Origin of the sequence: Acutalibacter intestini (assembly GCF_034334985.1) — a bacterium.
Taxonomy (GTDB): domain Bacteria; phylum Bacillota; class Clostridia; order Oscillospirales; family Acutalibacteraceae; genus Acutalibacter; species Acutalibacter intestini.
Window position 1 is genome coordinate 126,935 of sequence record NZ_JAWXXL010000002.1, and the last position, 20,586, is coordinate 147,520.

27 protein-coding genes are annotated in these 20,586 nt (G+C 54.7%); 15 read left to right on the forward strand and 12 right to left on the reverse strand.

The genetic code is table 11. The features are described from left to right. Window positions 1-75: 75 nt before the first annotated feature. The 8 genes from U8U68_RS03035 to U8U68_RS03070 all read right to left on the reverse strand — a co-directional run bounded on the left by U8U68_RS03035 (window position 76) and on the right by U8U68_RS03070 (window position 5,528). Complete coding sequence (locus U8U68_RS03035) at window positions 76-252, reverse strand: hypothetical protein (protein WP_322199379.1); 177 nt, start codon at window positions 250-252, stop codon at window positions 76-78. A gap of 24 nt (window positions 253-276) precedes the next feature. Next, window positions 277-1,044, reverse strand: coding sequence for a Nif3-like dinuclear metal center hexameric protein (locus U8U68_RS03040; protein ID WP_322199380.1), 768 nt, complete (start codon window positions 1,042-1,044; stop codon window positions 277-279). A gap of 69 nt (window positions 1,045-1,113) precedes the next feature. Then, entirely contained in the window at window positions 1,114-1,797 is a 684-nt protein-coding gene (locus U8U68_RS03045) for a class I SAM-dependent methyltransferase (RefSeq protein ID WP_322199381.1), read from the reverse strand. A 180-nt stretch (window positions 1,798-1,977) separates the two neighbouring features. Then, on the reverse strand, window positions 1,978-2,181 hold the full coding sequence (locus tag U8U68_RS03050) for a DUF1858 domain-containing protein (protein WP_322199382.1): 204 nt from the start codon (window positions 2,179-2,181) through the stop codon (window positions 1,978-1,980). Between the two features lie 309 nt (window positions 2,182-2,490). Further along, window positions 2,491-3,258, reverse strand: coding sequence for a sigma-70 family RNA polymerase sigma factor (locus U8U68_RS03055; protein WP_322199383.1), 768 nt, complete (start codon window positions 3,256-3,258; stop codon window positions 2,491-2,493). Window positions 3,259-3,265: 7 nt separating this feature from the next. Beyond that, the gene (spoIIAB, locus tag U8U68_RS03060; protein ID WP_322199384.1) at window positions 3,266-3,697 is read right to left on the reverse strand and encodes an anti-sigma F factor; all 432 of its coding nucleotides are present in this window, start codon (window positions 3,695-3,697) and stop codon (window positions 3,266-3,268) included. Next, complete coding sequence (locus U8U68_RS03065; RefSeq protein WP_322199385.1) at window positions 3,697-4,014, reverse strand: anti-sigma factor antagonist; 318 nt, start codon at window positions 4,012-4,014, stop codon at window positions 3,697-3,699. Before U8U68_RS03065 ends, spoIIAB begins: the two co-directional genes overlap by 1 nt. Window positions 4,015-4,241: 227 nt before the next feature. After that, on the reverse strand, window positions 4,242-5,528 hold the full coding sequence (locus U8U68_RS03070) for a bifunctional folylpolyglutamate synthase/dihydrofolate synthase (protein ID WP_322199386.1): 1,287 nt from the start codon (window positions 5,526-5,528) through the stop codon (window positions 4,242-4,244). 228 nt (window positions 5,529-5,756) lie between these two features. Between U8U68_RS03070 and U8U68_RS03075 the strand changes: the two genes are divergently transcribed. Beyond that, window positions 5,757-7,565, forward strand: a complete 1,809-nt coding sequence (locus tag U8U68_RS03075) for a flagellar assembly protein A (RefSeq protein WP_322199387.1) — start codon at window positions 5,757-5,759, stop codon at window positions 7,563-7,565. A 105-nt stretch (window positions 7,566-7,670) separates the two neighbouring features. Here the strand turns inward: U8U68_RS03075 and U8U68_RS03080 are convergent, their stop codons facing one another. The 3 genes from U8U68_RS03080 to U8U68_RS03090 all read right to left on the reverse strand — a co-directional run bounded on the left by U8U68_RS03080 (window position 7,671) and on the right by U8U68_RS03090 (window position 12,147). Next, complete coding sequence (locus U8U68_RS03080; RefSeq protein ID WP_322199388.1) at window positions 7,671-10,301, reverse strand: DNA translocase FtsK 4TM domain-containing protein; 2,631 nt, start codon at window positions 10,299-10,301, stop codon at window positions 7,671-7,673. Window positions 10,302-10,331: 30 nt separating this feature from the next. Further along, window positions 10,332-11,273 (reverse strand): undecaprenyl-diphosphate phosphatase, encoded by a 942-nt coding sequence (locus U8U68_RS03085; RefSeq protein WP_322199389.1) that lies wholly within the window; start codon window positions 11,271-11,273, stop codon window positions 10,332-10,334. A gap of 73 nt (window positions 11,274-11,346) precedes the next feature. Further along, window positions 11,347-12,147 carry a ClpP family protease gene (locus U8U68_RS03090; protein WP_322199390.1) on the reverse strand — a complete coding sequence of 267 codons (801 nt, stop codon included), beginning with the start codon at window positions 12,145-12,147 and terminating at the stop codon, window positions 11,347-11,349. A gap of 417 nt (window positions 12,148-12,564) precedes the next feature. Here U8U68_RS03090 and U8U68_RS03095 point away from each other — a divergent pair, with 417 nt between their 5' ends. From U8U68_RS03095 to U8U68_RS03110, 4 genes are read left to right on the forward strand one after another with little or no spacing between them, the layout of a single operon-like run. Further along, entirely contained in the window at window positions 12,565-13,416 is an 852-nt protein-coding gene (locus U8U68_RS03095) for a hypothetical protein (protein WP_322199391.1), read from the forward strand. 58 nt (window positions 13,417-13,474) lie between these two features. Then, on the forward strand, window positions 13,475-13,915 hold the full coding sequence (locus tag U8U68_RS03100) for a hypothetical protein (RefSeq protein ID WP_322199392.1): 441 nt from the start codon (window positions 13,475-13,477) through the stop codon (window positions 13,913-13,915). 6 nt (window positions 13,916-13,921) lie between these two features. Then, on the forward strand, window positions 13,922-14,209 hold the full coding sequence (locus tag U8U68_RS03105; RefSeq protein WP_322199393.1) for a helix-turn-helix domain-containing protein: 288 nt from the start codon (window positions 13,922-13,924) through the stop codon (window positions 14,207-14,209). Window positions 14,210-14,240: 31 nt separating this feature from the next. Continuing rightward, a complete protein-coding gene (locus U8U68_RS03110) occupies window positions 14,241-14,627 on the forward strand; it encodes a hypothetical protein (protein WP_322199394.1) in 387 nt (128 codons plus the stop codon). Between the two features lies 1 nt (window position 14,628). On the opposite strand, the gene U8U68_RS03115 is transcribed toward U8U68_RS03110, so the two are convergent. Continuing rightward, on the reverse strand, window positions 14,629-14,850 hold the full coding sequence (locus U8U68_RS03115) for a hypothetical protein (RefSeq protein ID WP_322199395.1): 222 nt from the start codon (window positions 14,848-14,850) through the stop codon (window positions 14,629-14,631). Between the two features lie 72 nt (window positions 14,851-14,922). On the opposite strand from U8U68_RS03115, the gene U8U68_RS03120 reads away from it, so the two are divergent. The 10 genes from U8U68_RS03120 to U8U68_RS03165 all read left to right on the forward strand — a co-directional run bounded on the left by U8U68_RS03120 (window position 14,923) and on the right by U8U68_RS03165 (window position 20,575). After that, window positions 14,923-15,192 (forward strand): hypothetical protein, encoded by a 270-nt coding sequence (locus tag U8U68_RS03120; protein ID WP_322199396.1) that lies wholly within the window; start codon window positions 14,923-14,925, stop codon window positions 15,190-15,192. Continuing rightward, window positions 15,185-15,628, forward strand: a complete 444-nt coding sequence (locus U8U68_RS03125) for an XF1762 family protein (RefSeq protein ID WP_322199397.1) — start codon at window positions 15,185-15,187, stop codon at window positions 15,626-15,628. Before U8U68_RS03120 ends, U8U68_RS03125 begins: the two co-directional genes overlap by 8 nt. Beyond that, window positions 15,625-15,915, forward strand: a complete 291-nt coding sequence (locus U8U68_RS03130) for a hypothetical protein (protein WP_322199398.1) — start codon at window positions 15,625-15,627, stop codon at window positions 15,913-15,915. The genes U8U68_RS03125 and U8U68_RS03130 overlap by 4 nt, the downstream gene beginning before the upstream one ends. Window positions 15,916-16,173: 258 nt before the next feature. Further along, the gene (locus tag U8U68_RS03135) at window positions 16,174-16,341 is read left to right on the forward strand and encodes a hypothetical protein (protein WP_322199399.1); all 168 of its coding nucleotides are present in this window, start codon (window positions 16,174-16,176) and stop codon (window positions 16,339-16,341) included. After that, window positions 16,334-17,563, forward strand: a complete 1,230-nt coding sequence (locus U8U68_RS03140; protein ID WP_322199400.1) for a DNA cytosine methyltransferase — start codon at window positions 16,334-16,336, stop codon at window positions 17,561-17,563. Before U8U68_RS03135 ends, U8U68_RS03140 begins: the two co-directional genes overlap by 8 nt. Continuing rightward, the gene (locus U8U68_RS03145; RefSeq protein WP_160265671.1) at window positions 17,560-17,775 is read left to right on the forward strand and encodes a hypothetical protein; all 216 of its coding nucleotides are present in this window, start codon (window positions 17,560-17,562) and stop codon (window positions 17,773-17,775) included. The genes U8U68_RS03140 and U8U68_RS03145 overlap by 4 nt, the downstream gene beginning before the upstream one ends. After that, the gene (locus U8U68_RS03150; RefSeq protein WP_322199401.1) at window positions 17,762-18,241 is read left to right on the forward strand and encodes a hypothetical protein; all 480 of its coding nucleotides are present in this window, start codon (window positions 17,762-17,764) and stop codon (window positions 18,239-18,241) included. The genes U8U68_RS03145 and U8U68_RS03150 overlap by 14 nt, the downstream gene beginning before the upstream one ends. Continuing rightward, entirely contained in the window at window positions 18,238-18,528 is a 291-nt protein-coding gene (locus U8U68_RS03155) for a hypothetical protein (RefSeq protein WP_322199402.1), read from the forward strand. The genes U8U68_RS03150 and U8U68_RS03155 overlap by 4 nt, the downstream gene beginning before the upstream one ends. 14 nt (window positions 18,529-18,542) lie before the next feature. Beyond that, a complete protein-coding gene (locus U8U68_RS03160) occupies window positions 18,543-19,316 on the forward strand; it encodes a DUF6273 domain-containing protein (RefSeq protein WP_322199403.1) in 774 nt (257 codons plus the stop codon). A gap of 437 nt (window positions 19,317-19,753) precedes the next feature. Beyond that, complete coding sequence (locus U8U68_RS03165) at window positions 19,754-20,575, forward strand: rolling circle replication-associated protein (protein ID WP_160265546.1); 822 nt, start codon at window positions 19,754-19,756, stop codon at window positions 20,573-20,575. Window positions 20,576-20,586 lie beyond the last annotated feature (11 nt).

Sequence of the window (20,586 nt, forward strand, 5' to 3'; positions counted from 1 at the left end):
TTTCCAGGATTTTTGACGCCGAAGCCACCATTTCCGGGCAAAACAGACCCTGTTTCGGGTGTTTTCTATCAGACTCTAGTACCGGATGACATAATAGATGACATAAACCCAGCTAAGCAGGCCGTGGAAGATGGCCCAGCCCACTGAATGCCAGTTGCAGTAACTAATCACCATAGCCAGGGCACTGCCAAAGGTAATGCCCGTTTTTACCGTCTTTTTGATACCTTCTCTTTTACTCTCCGGATATTCCATTTCCGCTCTCCTCCGCCGCTTTGGCTATATGGTTTCAAAAGGCGCATGTTCCGCCTTGCTCAACAAAAAAGCTGTGTCCGGCAGCCGCCTTTTCAGGTAGGCTGCCAGAAACTGGGCAAACACCTTCTCAGTCTCATAATGTCCCGCCACCACACAGGTCAAGCCAGTGCGGGCGGCCTCCAGGGCCTCATGATGGTCCATCTCGCCAGTCACATAGGCGTCGGCTCCCCGGCAGGCAGCGTAGTAGACCTGGTTTCCCCCTGCCCCGCCGCAGAGGAACACCTTGCGCACCATGCCGCCCCCATCGATGAGCTTTACCGCTCCAGCCCCCAGCCGCTCCTTCACCAGCCGGGCAAATTCCACAGGCTCCATAGGGCTTTCCAGCTCACCGGAAAACAGTACGGCCTCTTCTCCAAACACGTCCTCGGCTCGGATATTCCGCAGGCCCAGTCGCCCGGCCAGGGCCACGTTTACCCCACACACTGGAGACAGGTCCAGGTTGGTGTGGCAGCACAGGGCGGCTATGCCTTTTTTGGCCAGCCGATAGGGAATGTCCCGGCTCTTCAGGGCTTTCAGGGCCTGGAAAATCACCGGGTGGTGGCTGATAATCAGGTTGGCGTTCATGGCGGAGGCTTCCTCCACTACCGCCTCGGTAATGTCCAGACACAACAGGGCCCGGGTTACCACAGCGCTGGCGTCCCCCACCAAAAGACCGGAGTTATCAAACCCCAATTGAGAGGAAAAGGGCGCCACCGCGTTGATCACATCATATATATCGCAAATTCGAGCCATAAGCTTCACTCCTCTTGAAAATTCACAGCAAGCAGAAAGGATGTCTCCTAATTCCCCGGCCCTTTTCCATCATTCAGCATATTTTTCCCGAATCTCCCCAATGATTTCCCGAAGCTTTCGGGCCTCCTCTGTTTCTCCCCTGTGCTCAGATCCCGCTAAACGGTCTGTTAGCACGCGCACCATTTTGGCCGCATACCGGTTTGCGGCCGGGCCCGGAGGCAGCGCGCCCATATAGGGAAAGATTTCCTCTGTCTCTGGGCAGCGGCCTATGTACCGGGCGGAAAAAGCAGAGTAAACCCTGTCCGCGTCCTCCACGGCCAGCTCCCGCTCTACCTGGAATCCCCTGCGGCACAGGCCCAGCCTCAGCCGGTCCGCCGCGCTCATGGGCTGAAGAATCAGCCGCTTTTCTGGGCTGCGCAGCCACTCTGCCTCTACTATGCGCAAAATCATCTGGCCGCCCATGCCCGCCACCACAATGTCCTGGGCGTCCTCTGGCGTCAGGCCCTCCAGGCCGTCGCCCAGCACCAGCCGCAGCCGGTCCTGCACGCCATATAGATGGGCGTGGGCCCTGGCGGACTCCAGCGGGCCTGGGTTTATGTCGCAGGCCACGGCCCAGGGCACCTTTCCGGTACGCAGCAGCCAAATGGGCAGGTAGGCATGGTCCGTACCCACATCGGCCACCGGCGAGCCCTGGCGCACCAGCTCCGCACAGGCGGCAAGCCGGGGCCCCAACTGAAACAGAGGTCTTGCCATTCATTCCGCCTCCCCCAAAAATCCCTGAATAAACCATATGCCGCCTGACCACAAGGGCTACCGAAACAGCCCCCGGCCCAGCGGCAACCGGCGTAAACAGCCTGTTTTAAAACATGGCTAAGCAATTTATTTGTGGTGAGTAATTTACTTACGGTGAGTAATTTACTTACGGTGAGTAATTTACTTACTCATGTGTTCATTGATCTTCTTAACCAGCTCCTCGGGATCCACCCCATGAACCGCGCAGGCCTGCTCCAGGGTCTCGCCCCGAGCGGAAGGACAACCCAGACAATGCATGCCCATCTCCAGGAAATAGGGGGCGGTAGACTGGTCCATATCCAGAATATCGCCTATGATGGTATCTTTTGTAATAGAAGTAGCCATTTTAGCACATTCCTCTCTTTATAAGCTAAAGTTTCGGCGCCTTTCGCACCTGTTTACTTCTATTATAATACCCTTTTCGCTGGGATGCAATACTTAAAAAAATTTGGTTTCCATTTTTTAGGCTTAAAGTCTGTTTCCAAATAAAGGAAATGACGGATATTTGATTTAGAAGCGGACGGATGCAAGGAAAAGCCCTAAACCAGCCCAGAGATTATCGCGGCTTCTTGCCCCGGAACATGGCCGCTCTTTTCCTTAAAAGACGGCGTTTCCAATTTTACAAACAAGCCCTCCATGTTCTAGAAACCACCTTTATCCAAACTGTTCCCGCATATAGCCCAGCAGCTTTTTCTCCCGGCGGCTTACCTGCACCTGGGTCATGCCCAGCAGCTGGGCGGTCTGGGTTTGGGTCATGTTCTGGTAATACCGGCAGTAAATCAGCCTGCGGTCCCGCTCTTCCATACCGTCTATAATGGTTTGCAGGGTTAGCCGCTCGGTCAGTTGCTCCTCCGGGGCCTCCACCGGTATCTCCAGCTGGGTACCCTCTTCCCCACCGGTCAGGGACAAGGGCTTGTTTAGGGCGCCAAGAGCCAGCGCCGCCTTTTCTGGCGTAATCTCCAAAGTTTTTGCAATCTGCTCCACTGTGGCGGCCTGTCCGGTGTTTTGACTAATGTCCTCCGCCACCTTTCGCACCTGCCGCGCCAGCTCATGCAGTCCCCGAGAAACCCGCACCGCGCCGCCGTCCCGGAAAAGTCTGCGTACCTCTCCCAAAATCACCGGCACTGCGTAAGTGGAAAACCGTACGCCCCGGCTGGGGTCAAAATTTTCTGCCGCTTTTACCAGTCCCACGCACCCGGCCTGGAACAGGTCCTCATACTCTATCCCCCGGCCCATAAACCGCCGGGCGCACAGGTGGGCCAGGCCCAGGTTGTCCTCTATCTGCCGGGATAGGTCCACTTCTCCCTGCTTTGCCACTGCGCCCCCACTTTTTTGTGTGAAAAGAGCTTCCTCTGGCCGTGCGCCTGCCTCCTCTCCCACTGGCCCCCCCTCAAAGGGCAAGCGGGCCTCTTCCGCCGCCAAGGCGGGGCTACTCTTTGGGTTCAAACTGCTTGGTCAGCGTTACGCTGGTGCCCTTGCCCACGGCCGAAGTCACCCGCACGCTGTCGCAGAAGCTCTGCATCACGGCAAATCCCAGCCCGGCCCGCTCTTGGCCGCCAGTGGTAAACAGTGGCTCCATGGCCTGGGGAATATCTGGAATGCCACAGCCCTTATCCCGCACACGGACCACAGCCTTGCCGCCCTCAAAAATTTTCACCGTTATGTATACAGTCCCCATCTTCTCCCGGTAGCCATGGACAATGGCGTTGGTTACCGCCTCGGAAACCGCTGTACGAATGTCCGAAAGGTCCGCCACCGTGGGGTCCAGCTGGGCCAAAAAAGCCCCCACCGCCGCCCGGGCAAAGCTTTCGTTCACCGAATGGGAGGAAAAGCTAAGCTGCATCTGATTCACTGGCCTCATCAGCCCGCCCTCCTTTCAATGGCCGCCACTGTGGAAATACCGGCCAGCTCTACCATTTTATTTAGATTGGGCGAAAGCCCGCACAGCACCACCCGGCCTTTCCAAAAGCCGCACAGGCGCACCCGGCCCAGGATGAGCCCCACGCCGGAGCTGTCCATAAAGGGCACGTCGGAAAAGTCCAGGCGAAGGCAATAGGGCTTTAGTTTTTGGGCGGTGTCGTCAATGGACTCCCGCATTTCCCGGGCCGTGTGGTGGTCTATCTCGCCGCCCAGCTTGGCGGTGAGCACGCCTTCTTTGTAACTGAGCTGAATACTCATTTTATACTTCCTTTCTTTTGTATAAATGTTGGGTCAGCGAGATTCGATAAAGGCCAAGAGAGTGTCCAAGCAACCGAATCCATAATATATTAATAATACCAATGTATCCTACGTCGTTCTCTTAGGAAAACTTTTCTATCGGCGCCGCGCAGTCTGTCCCATTTCTCGTCCCCAGACCAGCTACCACCATTTTACACAGATTTTCCCGCGTTTTTTGCAAAACCCTGTCAGCAATCCCTTATTTTTTTCCACAGCAGTTCCCGCGCTTCCCCCGCCAGATAAAACGATCCGCAAACCACCAGGGCGTCCTCCTCCCGCAGGTCCTTCAGGGCCATATCCAAAGCCCGCTCTACGCTTTCCGCCGCTATGGTCCGCAAGCAGAAGGGAGCCGCCACCGCCGCCAGATCATGGGCGCTAAGGGCCCGGGGATTATTCGGGGCCACTGTTACAATCTGGTCAAACAGCGGCCCCAGGATCTCTAAAGCCGAGGCGCTGTCTTTGTCTGACATCATGCCCATCACAGCCACCCGCCTCCCTGGCACAAACCGCAGCAAGGCGTCCTTCAGCGCCAGAGCGCAGCCCGGGTTGTGGCCGCCGTCCAAAAGACACAAGGGCTTTTTGCTAATAATCTCCATGCGCGCGGGGATAAAGGCCTTTGCAAACCCTGCCGCCAGGTCCTCGTCTGAAATATGAAAGCCCCGGGTACGCAATATTTTGATGATTTCCAGCACGGTTGCGGCATTTTTCACCTGGTGTTCTCCCAAAAAGGGCGTACGCAGCCGCAGTCCCTCTGCCTGAAACACCGTACCCTCCATGCTCTCGCTTAGCACCTGAATCCGGCTTAGATCCGACACAGCCAGAGACGCGTGTTTTTCCGTGCAGGCCTGTTCTATCACAGCCCGCACCTCTGGCGGCTGCTGGGGATACAGCGCCACCCGTCCGCCTTCTTTAATAACCCCGGACTTTTCCCGGGCAATCTGTTCCACAGTATCCCCCAGCCAGGCCGTGTGGTCCAGAGAGATGGATACCATGGCTGCCACCTCTGGGGTGGGAATCACATTCGTAGCATCATACAGGCCGCCCATGCCCACCTCCAGCACCACCACGTCGCAGGCCTTTTTCGCGAACCAGTGGAACCCAATGGCGGTGACCAGCTCGAACTCGGAGATGCGGCAGTCCTCTGCGTCCAGGCGCTCTACTACAGGCCAGATCTCCTCCATCTCCTGGGCAAACTCCTCCTTTGTAATCATCTCCCCGTTGATTTGAAACCGCTCGCGAAAATCCACCACATATGGCGACGGGTTTATGCCGGTGCGGTAGCCGCTCTGCCGCAGCACACTTGCAGTAAGGGCACAGGTGGTTCCCTTGCCGTTGGTTCCGCAAACATGGACGTACCGCAGGCTTTCCTGGGGATTGCCCAGTTCTTTCAGCAGACGCTGAATCCGCTCCAGCCCGGGCTGCATCCCGAAAAGCAGCCGGGAATTCACCTTTGCCATAGCCTGGTCATAAGTCATATCAGTCTCCCCCTATTCTAAATTTTCAAGATGATTTTAAGTATAGCATGCTGAAATAGCTTTGTCAAAAATGGGTGTAATATAGAAAATCCATTCATTTTTTTCATCTTTTCCAGACTCTGTCAGAAATTTTTATTCAATTTCAAAGTTCCCCTTGTAAAAAACTCTCCAACCAGCTATAATGTATGCAGAGTATCTTGTGATAGGTTTTGAAAGAAGTAAGGAGCCATGATCACACCATTGAAAGAAAGTGAGGTGCCCCCTATGGCCAACAAACCTTCCTTTATTACCAAGTTTCTAACATCTCGGTTTTTTACCCATACGTTTCGGTTTTCCCGGAAAAAAACCGCAAAGAAAAGCGTTCAAGACGTTCAGGAGCGGCCTGCAAAAGCGCCGGTTCACAGCAAACCACTAAAGCTTTCTGAACACCAGCGCCCCGCCGGGACCTCCCAGACAGAGGACCCCTATACGGTTACGCTTCCCATCGACCACCCCCTGCATCAGCTTTGGCGCAAGCGCCGGGATGAGCAGGGCTGGCTGCCCATGCCCCAATTGAGTTTCCAAAACGAGGGCGGTCCCGCCATTTTTACCTCAGAACAGGCAGCGGGTGAAAACGCCAAATTTCAGCTAAGCCTCACCGCCCTGGCCAACAGCCGTTTAAGTGCTGCCACTCCCAAACAGGAGGATGTTCCTGTAAACCTGGACGCCCAGGCAGTGACTTATCTGGCCAAAGACCTTCTCTCCGCCTGGGTGCTAGTGTTCCCGCCGGTGGGAGAGGGAAAGGAACTCTCGGCAAAGACCCTGTCCAGCGCTTTGGAAACCAGCAAGGTCTCCTTTGGGGTGGACAAGAAATTTTTGGATGAGCTGCCCCAGCGGGAGGACCGGTACTTTAAGCTATTCTTGGCGGCGCGGGGCCAGGCCGCTGTGGCTGGTGTGAATGGGGGAATTACCGACCATTTTCCCCGGGAAGTGGACCGCACCCTGCCTGTGGATGAATATAACCGGGTGGACTATACCGCTGTGTCCTCTCATCAAAACATTGAAAAAGACGCGGTCATCTGCGATATTGCCCCGCCCAGTCCCGGTGTGCCCGGAAAAAACGTGCTGGGCAAGGTGATCCCTACTATGGACGGCAAGCCCGCCCCTGTGCCCATGGGCCGCAATACCGCGATTAATGAGGAGGGTACCGCGCTAATTGCCACTAAAACCGGCAATCTGGAATTTTCCGGCAAGGTGTTCCAGGTGCACCCCGAGCTGATTATTAACGGTAATGTAGACTATTCTTCCGGCAGCATTAATTTTCTGGGGGACGTCCATATTACTGGCGATGTTTGCAGCGGCTTTTCTGTGCGGGCCATGGGAAATATCAAGGTAGACGGCGTGGTGGAATCTAGCAATATTGAGGCAGGCGGCGACCTGGTGCTAGCCAAGGGCGTGCAGGGCAACAACCAGGCGATTATTCGGGCCCACAAAGACATCTTTGCCAAATACTTGGAAAACTGCACGGTCTACGCCCGGGAAAACCTGCACAGCGAGTGTATCATTGGCTGCAATGTATACAGCGACGCCGCTGTGTTTGTACAAACCGGCCGGGGTACCATCATCGGCGGCAATATATGGGCCGCCCGGGAAGTGAGCGCCAATACGCTGGGCTCTAAGACCGAGGTGCGTACCACCATTACCCTGGGTGGGCTCCCCTGGGAGGACTATGAAAAGGATATTATCAGCAAAGAGATCGAACGCCTGGAGCAGGAACTGGCGGAAACCGAACGTCAGCCCCACAGCACTGTAAAGGTGACCCGAATGTCAAAGCTGCGGATGCAGCTCTCGGTGAACAAGATGAAGTTAAGTCAGTATATGAAGAGCTTAGAGGATGCGGAAAAGGCTGCCGCACAGCAGCCCGGCGCCCGGGCCGCCTTTGACGTGGCGCACCGGGGGACCCGCATTAAAATTGGGGAGGCGCTCTTGCGCATTCGGGAGGAAACACGCCACAGCATTGCCTTGCTCATTGACGGACAGGTTCGGTTAATGACTTAGGCTTTTTGCTCTAGTTTTTTATAGGTTCGTAAGTCTGATTGCCAAACATTGTTATAGCCAATACTGCAAAAAAGGAACGGACCAAAAATTGGTCCGTTCCTTTTTTCACTCCGTGTCTGCCGGAGGGTCCTGCTTTTGCATGTTCCGCTCCAGCCACTGGGTATAGCTCATCAGCACCTGCCGGGGCTTTGAGCCCTCGTGGGGGCCCACAATGCCCAGCTGCTCCATTTCGTCAATCAACCGCCCAGCCCGGGCATAGCCCAGCCGCAGCCGCCGCTGCAAAAGGGAGGTACTGGCCTGTCCAGCCTCCACCACCACTTTGATGGCTTCATCCATCATGGGGTCCACATCGCCGCCGGCTCCGTCGTCCGCGGATTTACTCGCCTCCGCATTAGCCGCGTTTCGCTCTATTTCCTCAATCACTTCCTGGTCGTAATCAATTGCCTTTGTCTTTTTCACAAACTCCACAATGGAAGAGATTTCATCGTCGCTCACATAGCAGCCCTGCACGCGCACTGGCTTGTTGGTGCCCACTGGGGCAAAAAGCATATCGCCGTTTCCCAAAAGCTTCTCCGCCCCCACGGTATCAATGATGGTTCGAGAGTCGGTAGAGGTAGACACCGTTAGGGCAATGCGGCTGGGAATATTGGCCTTAATCAGGCCTGTCACTACATCCACCGTAGGACGCTGGGTGGCCACCACCAGGTGCATCCCGGCAGCCCGGGCCAGCTGGGCCAGACGGCAGATGGAATCTTCCACCTCTTTGCCAGAGGCCATCATCAGGTCAGCCAGCTCGTCTATAATGATCAGAATTTGCGGCATAGCCTGCATAGGCTGGCCATTTTCGTCCTCATAGTTCTGGGCCTCGGCCAGGTTGTTATAGCCCTCCAGGTTGCGCACATTGCAGTCGGCAAACACGCTATAGCGCTTCATCATCTCGTTCACTGCCCAGCCCAAAGCGCCCGCCGCCTTATGGGGATCGGTGACCACGGGCACCAGCATGTGGGGCAGCCCGTTATACTCGGTAAGCTCCACGGCTTTGGGGTCAATCATCAAAAAGCGCACCTGATCTGGGCTTGCCTTATACAGCACGCTTAAAATCAATGAGTTGATGCACACCGACTTGCCCGAGCCCGTGGTGCCCGCAATCAGCAGGTGGGGCATGCGGGCAATGTCCGCCACCACCGGCTGGCCGGCAATATCCCGACCCAGGGCCACCGAAAGCTTGCCCTTGGAGGTCTGGAATGCATTGGACTGGATCAAGTCCCGCATACGCACCGTGCTGCGGGCGCGGTTGGGCACCTCAATGCCCACCGCCGCCTTGCCGGGTATAGGCGCCTCAATGCGTACGCCAGTGGCCGCCAGGCTAAGGGCCAGGTCGTCGGAGAGGCTGGTGATCTTGCTGATCTTCACCCCTGCCGCTGGCTGTATCTCATACCGGGTTACAGAAGGCCCCCGGCAAATATCCAATATTTTGGTAGACACCCCAAAGCTGTTTAGGGTGTCTACCAGCACCCGGCCGTTGGTTTGCAGTTCTTCGGTCTCCTTGGCGTGGTCCACCTGGGGGCTCACCGCCAGCATACTTACTGGAGGAAAGCAGTAGGCCCCCTGGGCCAAATAGTCCGCCATCTCGCTGGGGGTGGCGGTCCGCGGTTTTTCGGGCATGGGAATCTGGGGCTCTGGTTCCTCCTGGGCCTGTTCAAAGAGCTTGACCACCGGGGGTGGGGGCTCCTCTGGCGCGGAAGGTTCCGGCTGAAGGACCGTCTCGGGGTCCGGCATAGGCGGGTTAGCAGAAACCACCGGCGAGACAGGCAGCTGGGGTTCCTGGGGCTCTTCAGAAACCGGCGGGGGCGCGGGCTCCTCCTTCTTTTCCGGCTCTTGGGCAATCCCAAACACCTCTTGCAGGCGGTCCAGCTTCTCGTTGTGTTGAGACTTTTTCTTCCTGGGCTCCACGGGTGGGAACAAAGCCGAAAGCTCGCTGGAAACTGGATGCGCGGGCATTACCGGCTCCAAGGGCACATCAATATTAGGCCGGTCCTGCTCCAATATCAGCCGCTCCTCTTCCCGGCGCTGGCGGGCGGTCTGAATACTCTCGTTCACCACGTCCACCGGCTTTTTAATGGTTCGGAACAGGCCCAACAGCGTAGTGCCGGTTAAAATCATGATCCCCACAAACAGTAACAAAAGGATAATAATTTGCGCGCCGGTTTTTCCCCCAGCACTGATGAGCAGTTGACCTAACACGCCCCCCAGCACACCGCCGCCTACCCCAGCGTTCTGCCGGTAAAGGAGGGTTATGTATTCAAAGAAGCCCAGCCCCTCGGCAGGACGGATTCCGCCAAAGATATAGCCAGTGGCGCAGAACAGCAGGATAATAATAGCAGTGAGCCACACCTTGCCGCTAATGGAACCCATGGGCTTGTCCAGGGTGGTGATAACGGCCACATAGACCATTAACACCGGCCACAGCACCGCCCAGCCCCCAAACAGGCCCAAAAGGGCATTGTGGGCCCATTTCCACAGGCTATCGCCCTCTACAATGGAAAGGCAGCCCACAAATACGGCACAGGCAAACAGTACCACAGCCCGCACCTGGTTTTTTTGACGGATTTCCTCAGCGGTGGGCTTGGCTACCCGCCTGCCCTGAGAAGCGGCAGGGGCCCTGCCCGCCGGTCTTGTGGTTTTTTTGCCAGCGCCGCGGGTCCCGCGCTGGGCAGGCTTTTTCTCTTGTGCCAAGTTCTTTTTCCTCCTATCCCTCTTCCATACCTATAGCGGTTTGCCGGTAAACAGGTTTGTGCCTGTACTCTGCTCAATAAAGCCAATTACCGTAACCGCCGCTCCGGCTAAAAATGTATAGATCGCAAAAATGTACAGCTTATTTGTGGTTACAATCCATTTGAGCAGCTTGATGGCCAAAAAGCCCACCACCGCCGCAGTGACTACCCCAACCAACAGCGGCGCCGCGCCAATATGCTCTCCTGCCGCACCCACATCTTTCAGAGACACAAGCGCCGCGGCCGCAATGGCCGGAATGCCCAGCACAAAGGAGTAATCCAGGGCTGTCTGCTGGTTAACGCCCCGCAGCAGGCCCACCGACATAGTAGACCCTGACCGGGACAACCCCGGAAACACCGCCGCCAGGCATTGGGTAAGTCCCACAATAATGGCGTCTGGTACCGAGAGGCTTTTCCGGCCTCCCGCTCCTTTGCCACGAGCCCGCCCTGCCGCATGGCGGCCCGCGCTATTCTGCTTATTGGCAAAAATGCCCAAAAGCAACAGCACACTGGTGGCCAAAAGCGCCAATCCCTCGGCGATAATGCTGGAATCCGAGGCCAACAGCTCGGAAAAGTCCTTTACCTTCAGGTCCGTGCCCGGAATTGGCGCAAACAACAGGAACAAGGGCAAAAGCCCAATGATCAGCGTAAAAATCAGCCGCCGGTCCTCATTCATCTCGCTCCACTGAAAGCGTCCCCGCACCAAGTCGGCCACCAGCAGGCAGAACTCCTTAATCAGCCGCCAAATCAGCCGGCGGTACACAAAGACCACCGCGATCAGCGTACCCAGGTGAAGCATTACGTCGAAAAGGATGCCCGGCAATTCGATGCCGAACATGTGCTGGGAAATGGACAGGTGCCCAGAACTGGACACTGGCAGAAACTCGGTAGCGCCCTGGATCACGCCCTGAAAGATCGCGTCAAAAATCGTCATAATATGTTCCTTTCGAAAAAATATGTGCTGACTTTATGTAGCGGCCGGGAAGCTCTTCCCTTAGCCGCAAAGCTTAGCCGCTCTTTTTTCTGGACGGAGCTGGCTTGCTCCGCTTTTTCTTCTCCTTGTCAATCATACGGGATAAACACTCCATGGCGTCGGACAAGGAGCCCAAAGAGTCGATAAGCCCCTCTTCCACCGCGTCGGGGCCATCCAGCACACTGCCCACATCCATCACCAGCTCCTGGGTGTTCATGGCAAGGGTGGTGAAGCGCTCTTTGCTAATATTAGAGTTTTGCGTCACAAAGTTGGTAATCCGGTCCTGCATCCGCTGAAAGTACTCTAACGTTTGGGGAATGCCCAGCACCAGGCCATTCATGCGCACCGGGTGGATTGTCATGGAAGCCGACTCCGCGATAAACGAGCGCTTGGCCGCCACAGCCAAGGGCACACCAATGGAATGACCGCCCCCCAGCACCAAAGAAACCGTGGGCTTCTTCATACCCGCAACCAGCTCTGCCAGGGCCAGGCCGGCCTCCACATCGCCGCCCACGGTGTTCAGCAGCATAAGAAGGCCATCCACCTGGGGGTCCTCTTCCACTGCCACGATCTGGGGAATTACGTGCTCATACTTGGTGGTCTTGTTTTGGGAGGGCAGAATATAGTGGCCCTCAATCTGCCCGATAATGGTCAGGCAGTGCACGGTGTGGCCGTGGCCGTGGGTTACCACCGAGCCGCTTTCGGTAATCTGCTTCTGCTGCTCGGTCAGCTCCTGGTTTTCCTGATTCTCCGGATCCTCTCCATTACAGTTCACACCAACGCTTTTTATGCTGGCCGCGCCCTTAATTTGCGCTTTTTTTGAGGTCTTTTTCATATTTGCAGCACATCCCTTCTGGCAGAAAGTATGCCCGCAAAAATCCCAAAGATACCCGTGTTTATCTCAAAACCAGCTCCGCCCTCTGAGACCCGTTTGAAAAATCGGAGACATTGCTTTTTTGACCGCAAGCGGCCGCTTTTGGCATAGAAAATCGTTATGGATCCGAAGATTTCCTTGGCGCTTGCTCCCTAAAATGGAGCGCTTCCGGTCAAAAATCCCTCCTGTCCTCTATTTTCAAACATGCTCTATTCCGGCGTAAAGAATATTATAGCACTTATTTCCATTTTGGGCAAGGGCAAGGCGGCAAGTAAAAAAATTCGGCAAGCATTACAATTAGGTTACACAAGGTCAAACGACCCGTGTAGCCTAATTTTTTTGTATATCCGGGCCGGGAAATCAAAGGAGGACACCAAAATGAAGCACGTTACATTTCAAGAGTACGAAGCCGCGAAAGCCGAAATTCTGTTAGGCGTACAGTATAAAGAGGATTCTACGCTGGAGGACAACGTCATTCGCAAGACCTACGCCACAAAAGAAAACGGCGTTTTCTACGAAGTAAACGACGGCGGGCGCATTGAGTTTTGGAGCGACAAACACCCGGAAAGCCGGATTTACGATGAAAACGAGCGGGCCGCGGCCCCTGCCGCCGAAACCGACGCGGCGGAAGCCGCCACCCCGGAACGGGTTCCCGGATATGGTGAACTGTTGCAAGAAAAGATCAGGACGGAAACAAAGGACTTTAACGCCCTGAACGATTTTGAAAAGTTCATTCTTAACCGCGGGTATCTGTATGACACGGAAGAGGAATTGAAAGCCGGATATGATCGGGCATGGAAAGCAAGTCACGGAATCATGGTGACAGCGGAAGAGTTCGCGGCGGAGGTCAAAAGCCGGGTCAAACGGGACAAGGAACTTGACGTGTCGCCCCTGTACGAAGTTCTTTCCCAGCTTGTAAAAGAAAAGAAGCTGACCCCCGGCGAAGTTTTCAGTTATGCGGTTTATACATGGTGCTTGCGGAAGCCGGAAGCCGTCGTTGCTTATGAGGTAGACCGCGGGAAATGGGCGGTCAATAGTTGCGGAACGGAGATTTCGGAAGAGCGGGCACGCATCGAGGTTTGCGAGGAATGGGGCTTTGAAGCCAGCCGGGTGCGTATCATCGGAACCCCATATTATGACGCAACAGATTGGCAGTTTATCCGCTTTGACTGCGCCCACATGACGTGGCTTTGGAAAGACGGAAATTTGTATCAGGTGTACGCGGATTAAAAGAAGAAACCGGGCGCGGCAAATGACCGCCGCGCCCGACCTGAAAGGGGGCTAAAGCATGGGAGCCATATTCAAGCCGGAACCGCTATCGTGGGAAGATATAAACGGCGGGTGCGGCGAAGCCCTATTAGAAACAATCAGAGCATTCATTGAGGAATTTTGCTATATAGACGAACCCGTGAATTTTCCTTACGATGAACAGTTGACAAACGACATTATCTTTTTCGCGGAGGAATGGGAGCGGCTGGACGGCTGGGAATCTTACGGGAAGAAATCGGACGCATTCAAAACGGCGGCGGTTCTCTCCCTGATTGACGGGGCTTTCTTTGACAGTATGGCACGGGACAGAATCGCGGAAAAGCTGGCAAAGGCGGCGACAAAGCCGGATTTAGTCGAGATCATGACCCGCGTTGCAAGTGCTTATTGTCTATATATTGCCTTGAAAGCGCGGATTGAAATTGAAGAGGTTAAAAGGAGAGCGGACGAAGAACGGGGGTGAGAAATCTTGCGGAAATACAGATATTTGACATTCACAGACCGAAAGCAGATTTCCGCGTGGTATCAGTCGAACGACCGGGCGGCAGACATAGCAGAACGGCTGGGAATGAGCGTGAAAACGATCTACCTTGAATTAAAGCGCGGGGAAGAAACGGACGAAAGCGGGGCCGTTATCCTTGACCGCAACCAGCGGCCCGCATACAACCCCGTTCTTGCCCAGCAGAGGTTACAAGCGAACTTCAAGCGGCGCGGGCGCGTCGCGGCGGAGGAAGCGGCAGAAACGGCGGGGGCATAAGCCCGCGAAAATCAAACAGGAGGTTTTGACAGTGACAGAGTTTGAACGAATCACAGAAAGCACAGAAACGCTGGCGGCGTTCCTTGCGTCCTTGCCCTGCATTGAGGGGCCGTGGAACGAAGCTTTTCACGAACGGTTCTGCAATTACTGTCCGGCGAAAGATTGCGACAACTGCCAGTATGAGGAATACCGCAACAATCCCCTTTGGTGGCTGAAATTGAGGGACGAACCCAGCGAGGGGACGAAACAGGCGGCGAAAAAGCTTGCGGCCCTTGTGGAAGAGTATTCCGCGCTGGAAGCTGGGAAAGTGCTGGATATATCCTTGAACGCGGCAAAAATCCTGAACGAAGAAAAAGACATTGATTGGGCAATGGCTATCAGCGCGGCGCAGTCAATAGGAATCTATGACCGGGGATAGTTCACGGGAGAACACGAACGGCACTAATAACCGAATCAAGCCGGAAAACTTCAAGTTTTTGCTGGCGTTCTAACTGTTCTATTCTCCATCTTATAGAATCCTGATCTTCACCATACGGCGACAAGGCTTTATAGATATTCCCAAAGCCGACGGCGGGGCCTATATCTTCATATATAGTGGGTTGAATTTGCCGTATCAGATTAAGAAATTGAGCGTCGTTCATAGGCGCGAACCCCCCATTCTGTATTTTATTGTATTTTACCATAGATCAGAGGAAAAGGAAAGACGGTGAAGCATGAATAAAGAAAAAGAATCGTATGTGATCGAACTTGACCCGGCGGAATTGGAAAGGCCGCTGACCGCAGAGGAAGAAAAGGTGCTGCAAAAATTCAAGCCTATTTTCCGCTATGCAATAGAAAGCGGGAACGAGGCGGGAGCAATAACAATAATGCCGATGGGTGAAAGCGCGGGTATAACACTTCACGGCGAATCAGAGGTTCGGATATTTATAAAACTACTGCTTGATTCTTTCCGTGAAGCGGGAACGGCGGTGCGGAATGCTTGAAATCGTCCCTATGACATTAAAGGAAGCAAACGCATTCGTCGAGCAGAAGCACCGACACCACGGGCCGGTTGTCGGACACAAGTTTTCAATCGGGCTTTCAAACGGTGAAGAAATCGTGGGCGTTGCCATTGTGGGCCGTCCAGTTGCGCGGCATTTGGACGACGGCTGGACACTTGAAGTAAACAGACTTTGCACAGACGGAAGCCGCAACGCCTGTTCTATGCTATATGCCGCCGCATGGAGAGCCGCCCGCGCTATGGGGTATAAACGCCTTGTAACCTACATTCTGGACACAGAGAACGGGGCAAGCTTACGAGCCGCCGGGTGGAAGTGCATAGGGCAAGCTGGGGGCCTACGATGGACAGGGAAACGCCGCCCAGAAGTAGACCTATACCCGGCACAAATGAAAATCAGATTTGAAAAGGCGGTGCAATGATGGACAAGCCGAAATTTCTTTACATCGTGCAGAGTTCGAGCGGGCGCACGCTTCACATTTGGGCCGCGTCCAGCAATCAGGCAAAGCGGGAGTTTTGCCGGGAATACGGGATAAGCCCCAGCGACTATTGGTGCGGCCTGTCTGACCTGACCGCCCGGCGGTTGACACTGGAAGAGATCAAGGCATGGGAGGAACAGGCGGAAGCGAACCGCGACACCCTGATTTTTATTCAGGGAATGCTGGAGATCGGCGCGAAAGCCTATGCGGAACGGAGGTGCGTTGTATGAGCGTTTGCCGCGGGTGCGGGCGTGCTATCGACTGGATAAAGACGACCGCCGGAAAGAATATGCCCGTAGACCCTGAACCCGTATTCGTGATCGAGGGGGACGGGCGCGACCGTTTCGTGACGGACGACGGCGCGGTGGTTGTCGGGCGGGTTGCCCGCCCGGAAGAGGAAAGCCGCGATCTTCCCGTTGCCTTTGTGCCGCATTGGAAAACTTGCCCGAATGCAGGGGATTTCCGGCGGAGCGGGAGGGGGTGAGAGTATGAAGCGTCAATTCTGCTTGCCTTGCTTTCTTGAACTGCAAAAGGCCGGAAAGCACAACATAAAGCGCGTGGGCGGCAGGAATCAGAAAATCACGTGCTGGCGGTGCAAACGCCGCCGCTATGGGACTGACTATGAGATTTCCCGAAAGGGGGGCAAAAATGATTAAGTTTTTAATCGGCGGTTCCCCTTGCACTCATTGGAGTATAGCGCAATGCAAGGCGAGGGAAACAGAGCCGGACGGAATCGGCTGGGAGTTGTTCAAGAATTATCTTATAGCAAAAGAAAAGTTCCGGCCTGACTTTTTCCTTTATGAAAACAACAAGAGCGCGGCGCAATCAATCAAAGACCGAATTTCGGAAGAGTTAGAAACGCCCTTGCAGTACATAAATTCCGCCCTTGTGTCGGCGCAGAACCGTTGGCGGTTTTATGCCCATAACATACCGAGAGTTGAACAGCCGGAAGATCGTCACATTATGCTGGCGGATATTCTGGAAAGCGGGATATGCGACCGCGAAAAAGCAACTTGCCTTTTGGGGACATACGACCATGCAGGAGCAAGAAACTATTTGAAGAAAAATCACGGGCAAATGATATTTGAGCCTGTAACAGAACAAAGGGCTTTCCCCGTGGGAACTACAACAGACGGGAAAGCGTATTGCCTTACGGCGAACTATGCAAAAGGAAGCAATATCAAACAAACGGTAGGAAGCCGGAAAAGAACGCTTGTCGCTGAAAGAGTGATTCCCCCGGCGGCGTTTGCGGGGCGTGTTGTAGGGCGGCGTATAAACGAAGCGGGACACAGGGACGACTACAACCCGGATATTCCGCACATACAACGCTTTGAAGTAAACATCGACCCGCAAAAGACAAACACAATTTCAACAGTTGGAAAAGATAACATGATAGCAATTCAAACAAACAACACGATGAAAGAACGCAAGATTTACGAAGTGAGAAATGGGAAAATCCTTTTCAACGGCGTTAGGTATGAAATTGCATTGCCGGACGGGTTTTACACCATTCGTCCGCTGACCGTTACGGAGTGTTGCCGATTACAGACCTTGCCGGACAATTACTGCTGGATGGCGAAAAAGTCACACGCATATCGAGGGCTGGGGAACGGGTGGACGGCGGAAGTTATTATACACATTCTTTCCCATGCGCTGGCCGGAATACCGAAAAATGAAGAAATTGTGGTTCTTTCCATGTATGACGGGATAGGAACCGGGCGTTATTGCTTTGAGAAGCTGGGGTACAAAAACATTCGGTATTTTGCGTATGAAATCGAAAAATCCGCAATGGAAATCGCGTCAACAAATTTCCCCGATATAGTGCAATGCGGCGACGCATTCAGCGTTCGGGAAAGCGGATGGGGGTTGCCATTATGACACGTGACGAACTGAAAGCGGCGTTCGATGAACAATGCCCGGTCATTCACGGGGGCATTACATATCAGCGCATTTCCGCCCTGATTAGCCGCAGGGAACCCGGAAAGCGGCGGGCGTTCCTGCAAGCTGAACTAATGGACAGAACCGGGCGTTCGGTTACGATTGCCGACCCTGACAGAATCGAAAGGAGCGGGAGCAATGCCGAAATATGAGTTTGTCGCCGTCGATTTCGACGGGACACTTTGCGCCGACACATTCCCGGAAGTGGGAGAGCCGAAAGCCCTTGTCATTGACTATGTGAAGCGGCTGGCGGCGGAGGGGTCAAAGATCATTCTTTACACCAGCAGGGAGAACGGAACGCGCCCTTTGCTTAACGAAGCGGTGGCGTTCTGCAAGGCACAGGGAATCCCCCTGTATGCGGTCAATGAGAATCCGGGAAACCCGCACGCCGCGAAAAACGGTTTGAAGCATTCCGACGGGCGGAAAGTGTTTGCCGATCTTTACATTGACGACAAAGCCGTGAACCCGCTTGTAATCGAAGCTTTCGGCGCGGTGGAAATTATCGCCCCGGAAGTGCAGAGGATTTCGGCGGTTTTGGGTCAAGTTGTGGAAACGCTGACCCCGCCTTTATGGAGAATCGCGGTATATACGCGGGCGGTCATGAGGGGCGGAAGATGAAGCCGATCAAGATTGAACGCAGGAACCCCATACGGCCCCGCAGGAAGCGGCAGGGGTTCCCGTGGTATGAGCGGGCGGAAGTCTGGACCGTTGCGAAATATGCGGTCCTGACCCTTGCGGGAATTATGCTTTTTCAAGCGGGACAAGCCCGCGCCCTGATCGACCGCGGCTATGCCGCAATAGGCGGAGAAGTGTTCACCCTGTTTCTGCCAGCCTATTATTTCATCATTTCAAAGCTTGCCCGCGACGTTATCGCGGACAAGCAGGGCAATTCAAAAAATAATTAGGAGGTCAAAGGACCATGAAAAGACTACAACTTTCAACCCTGAAAGACGGTGCGCGGTTCGTTTATGGCGGCGTGGAATGGGTCAAGCTTGAACATCTATACACTGAATCCGGCAAACTGGAAACGGTTGCCATTGCCGCCGAACCCGTCTTTGAACGGGCTTTCGATGAAGAAAACTGCAACGATTGGCGCAAGTCGTCCTTGCGCCGGGAACTGAACGGCCCGTTCCTTGACACGCTGATTGCAGAGGGCGCAGACCCGGCGGCGTTCAAGGAGTTTGAAAGCGATCTGACCGCCGACGACGGTATGACGGACTACGGAACCGCGCGGGACAAGATCGCCCTGATTACGTGCGATCTTTACCGCGAACACCGGGCTTTGCTTCCGAAAATCGGGTGCTGGTGGTGGACGCTGACCCCGTGGACGTGCGACCCTGAATACTCGTACGGCGTCCGCTACGTCGGTTCCTCCGGCGCGATGGGCTGGGGCGGCGCGTACGGCGGCCGCGGGGGCGTTCGCCCGCTTTGTCATTTGGAATCTTCAATCTTTGTATCTGTTCCCGATGAAGAGGGAATGCAGATGAACAGGGGCGAAGCTATCGAGGAAGCCCGCGACGCGGTGCTGGACACGCTGAACGACTACCCCGCGGACCTTTGGGGCGACGCGCTGGGCGCGGCGGTTGCGTCCCTCTTACAATCAAAGCAGGACGCGGCAGACATGGCAGAGGAAGAAAAAGCAAGTCGAGAGATCAGCACGACCGAAACGGAACCGCCAGAGGGGATTTTTTAAGCCCGCCGCGGTAAAAACTGCATAAGAAAACCGCCCCGCGCGTTTTGAGAGAACGCGCGAAGCGGATTCCGCCGATGAAAATAAATCATCAATCAACCTATGGATAAAGTATAGCATAGATCGGCGGAAAAGTCAACAAAGAACGCCGTTTTTATGCGGCGTGGCGGGCTTGTAGTGGGTATTAAGATTCCGGCGAAAGCTTGTCCACGTCATACAGGAAGCAACGGGGAGATCAGCAGGGTTCGGCCCTTGCCCTTTGTTCTTTTCTCTTGTCTATATCTCTTCATACGCCGCCGAGGGTGATGGGGGGATTGCAAGGGGGGAAGAGGGAGGGGGCGATCATTGAACCCTCTTCCCCCCTTGCATGGATTAGTTAGCACACAGCCGGAAACAGAACACGCCCGCTTCATTCACCGACAGAAAGAGGGTGAAGCACGGTGCGAAGTTTCATTCGGGAAAAGAAAATCTATTGCGGCAAGCAATATCGGGAGGTTGATATTTTTTCATACACCGACGCGCAATGCAGGGCAGTAAAACGCGGCACACGGTCAAAGAAGATCAAAGAATCGGAGCCGAAGCAAAAGAACCTGAACGACAAGAACGCCCGCCGCTATTTCATTCAGACCGCAAACTTGAATTTCGGGGACGACCCGGACGCGTTGCACGTGACGGCTACATATAGCGCGAAATATCTTCCAGCGACCATAGAGGAAGCCGAACGGGAAGTGACAAACTACTTGCGCCGGATTCAGTATCAGCGGAAGAAAGAGGGGTTGCCGCCCCTAAAGTATATGCTTGTCACGGCCTACGCCACAAAGAAAAACAGCGAAAAGCCCGTTCGCATTCACCATCATATCATCATGAACGGCGGACTTGATCGGGACGCGGTGGAAGAGTTGTGGCGCAAGCGAAAGCGCAAGGGGCAGAAAAAGGGCGACCGAATCGGCTATTGCAACGCCGACCGTCTGCAAGCAAGCGACGACGGCATTGCCGCCCTTTGCAATTACCTTGTCAAACAGGCTGGCGGGAAAAAGCGGTGGACATCTTCACACAATTTGGAGCGGCCCACAAGCCGAACGAACGACGGCAAGTACAATCGGCGGCAGATTGAGAAATGGGCGCGGGAGCGTCCGGGCCGGGAGTTTTGGGAAAAGAAATACCCCGGCTGGACCCTGACAGACAGCGATTACGGGGTTCAGTACGAATATAACGATTACACAGGCTGGTCAATCTATCTGAAATTGCGAAAGAAAGAATAGAAAGGGGTGGT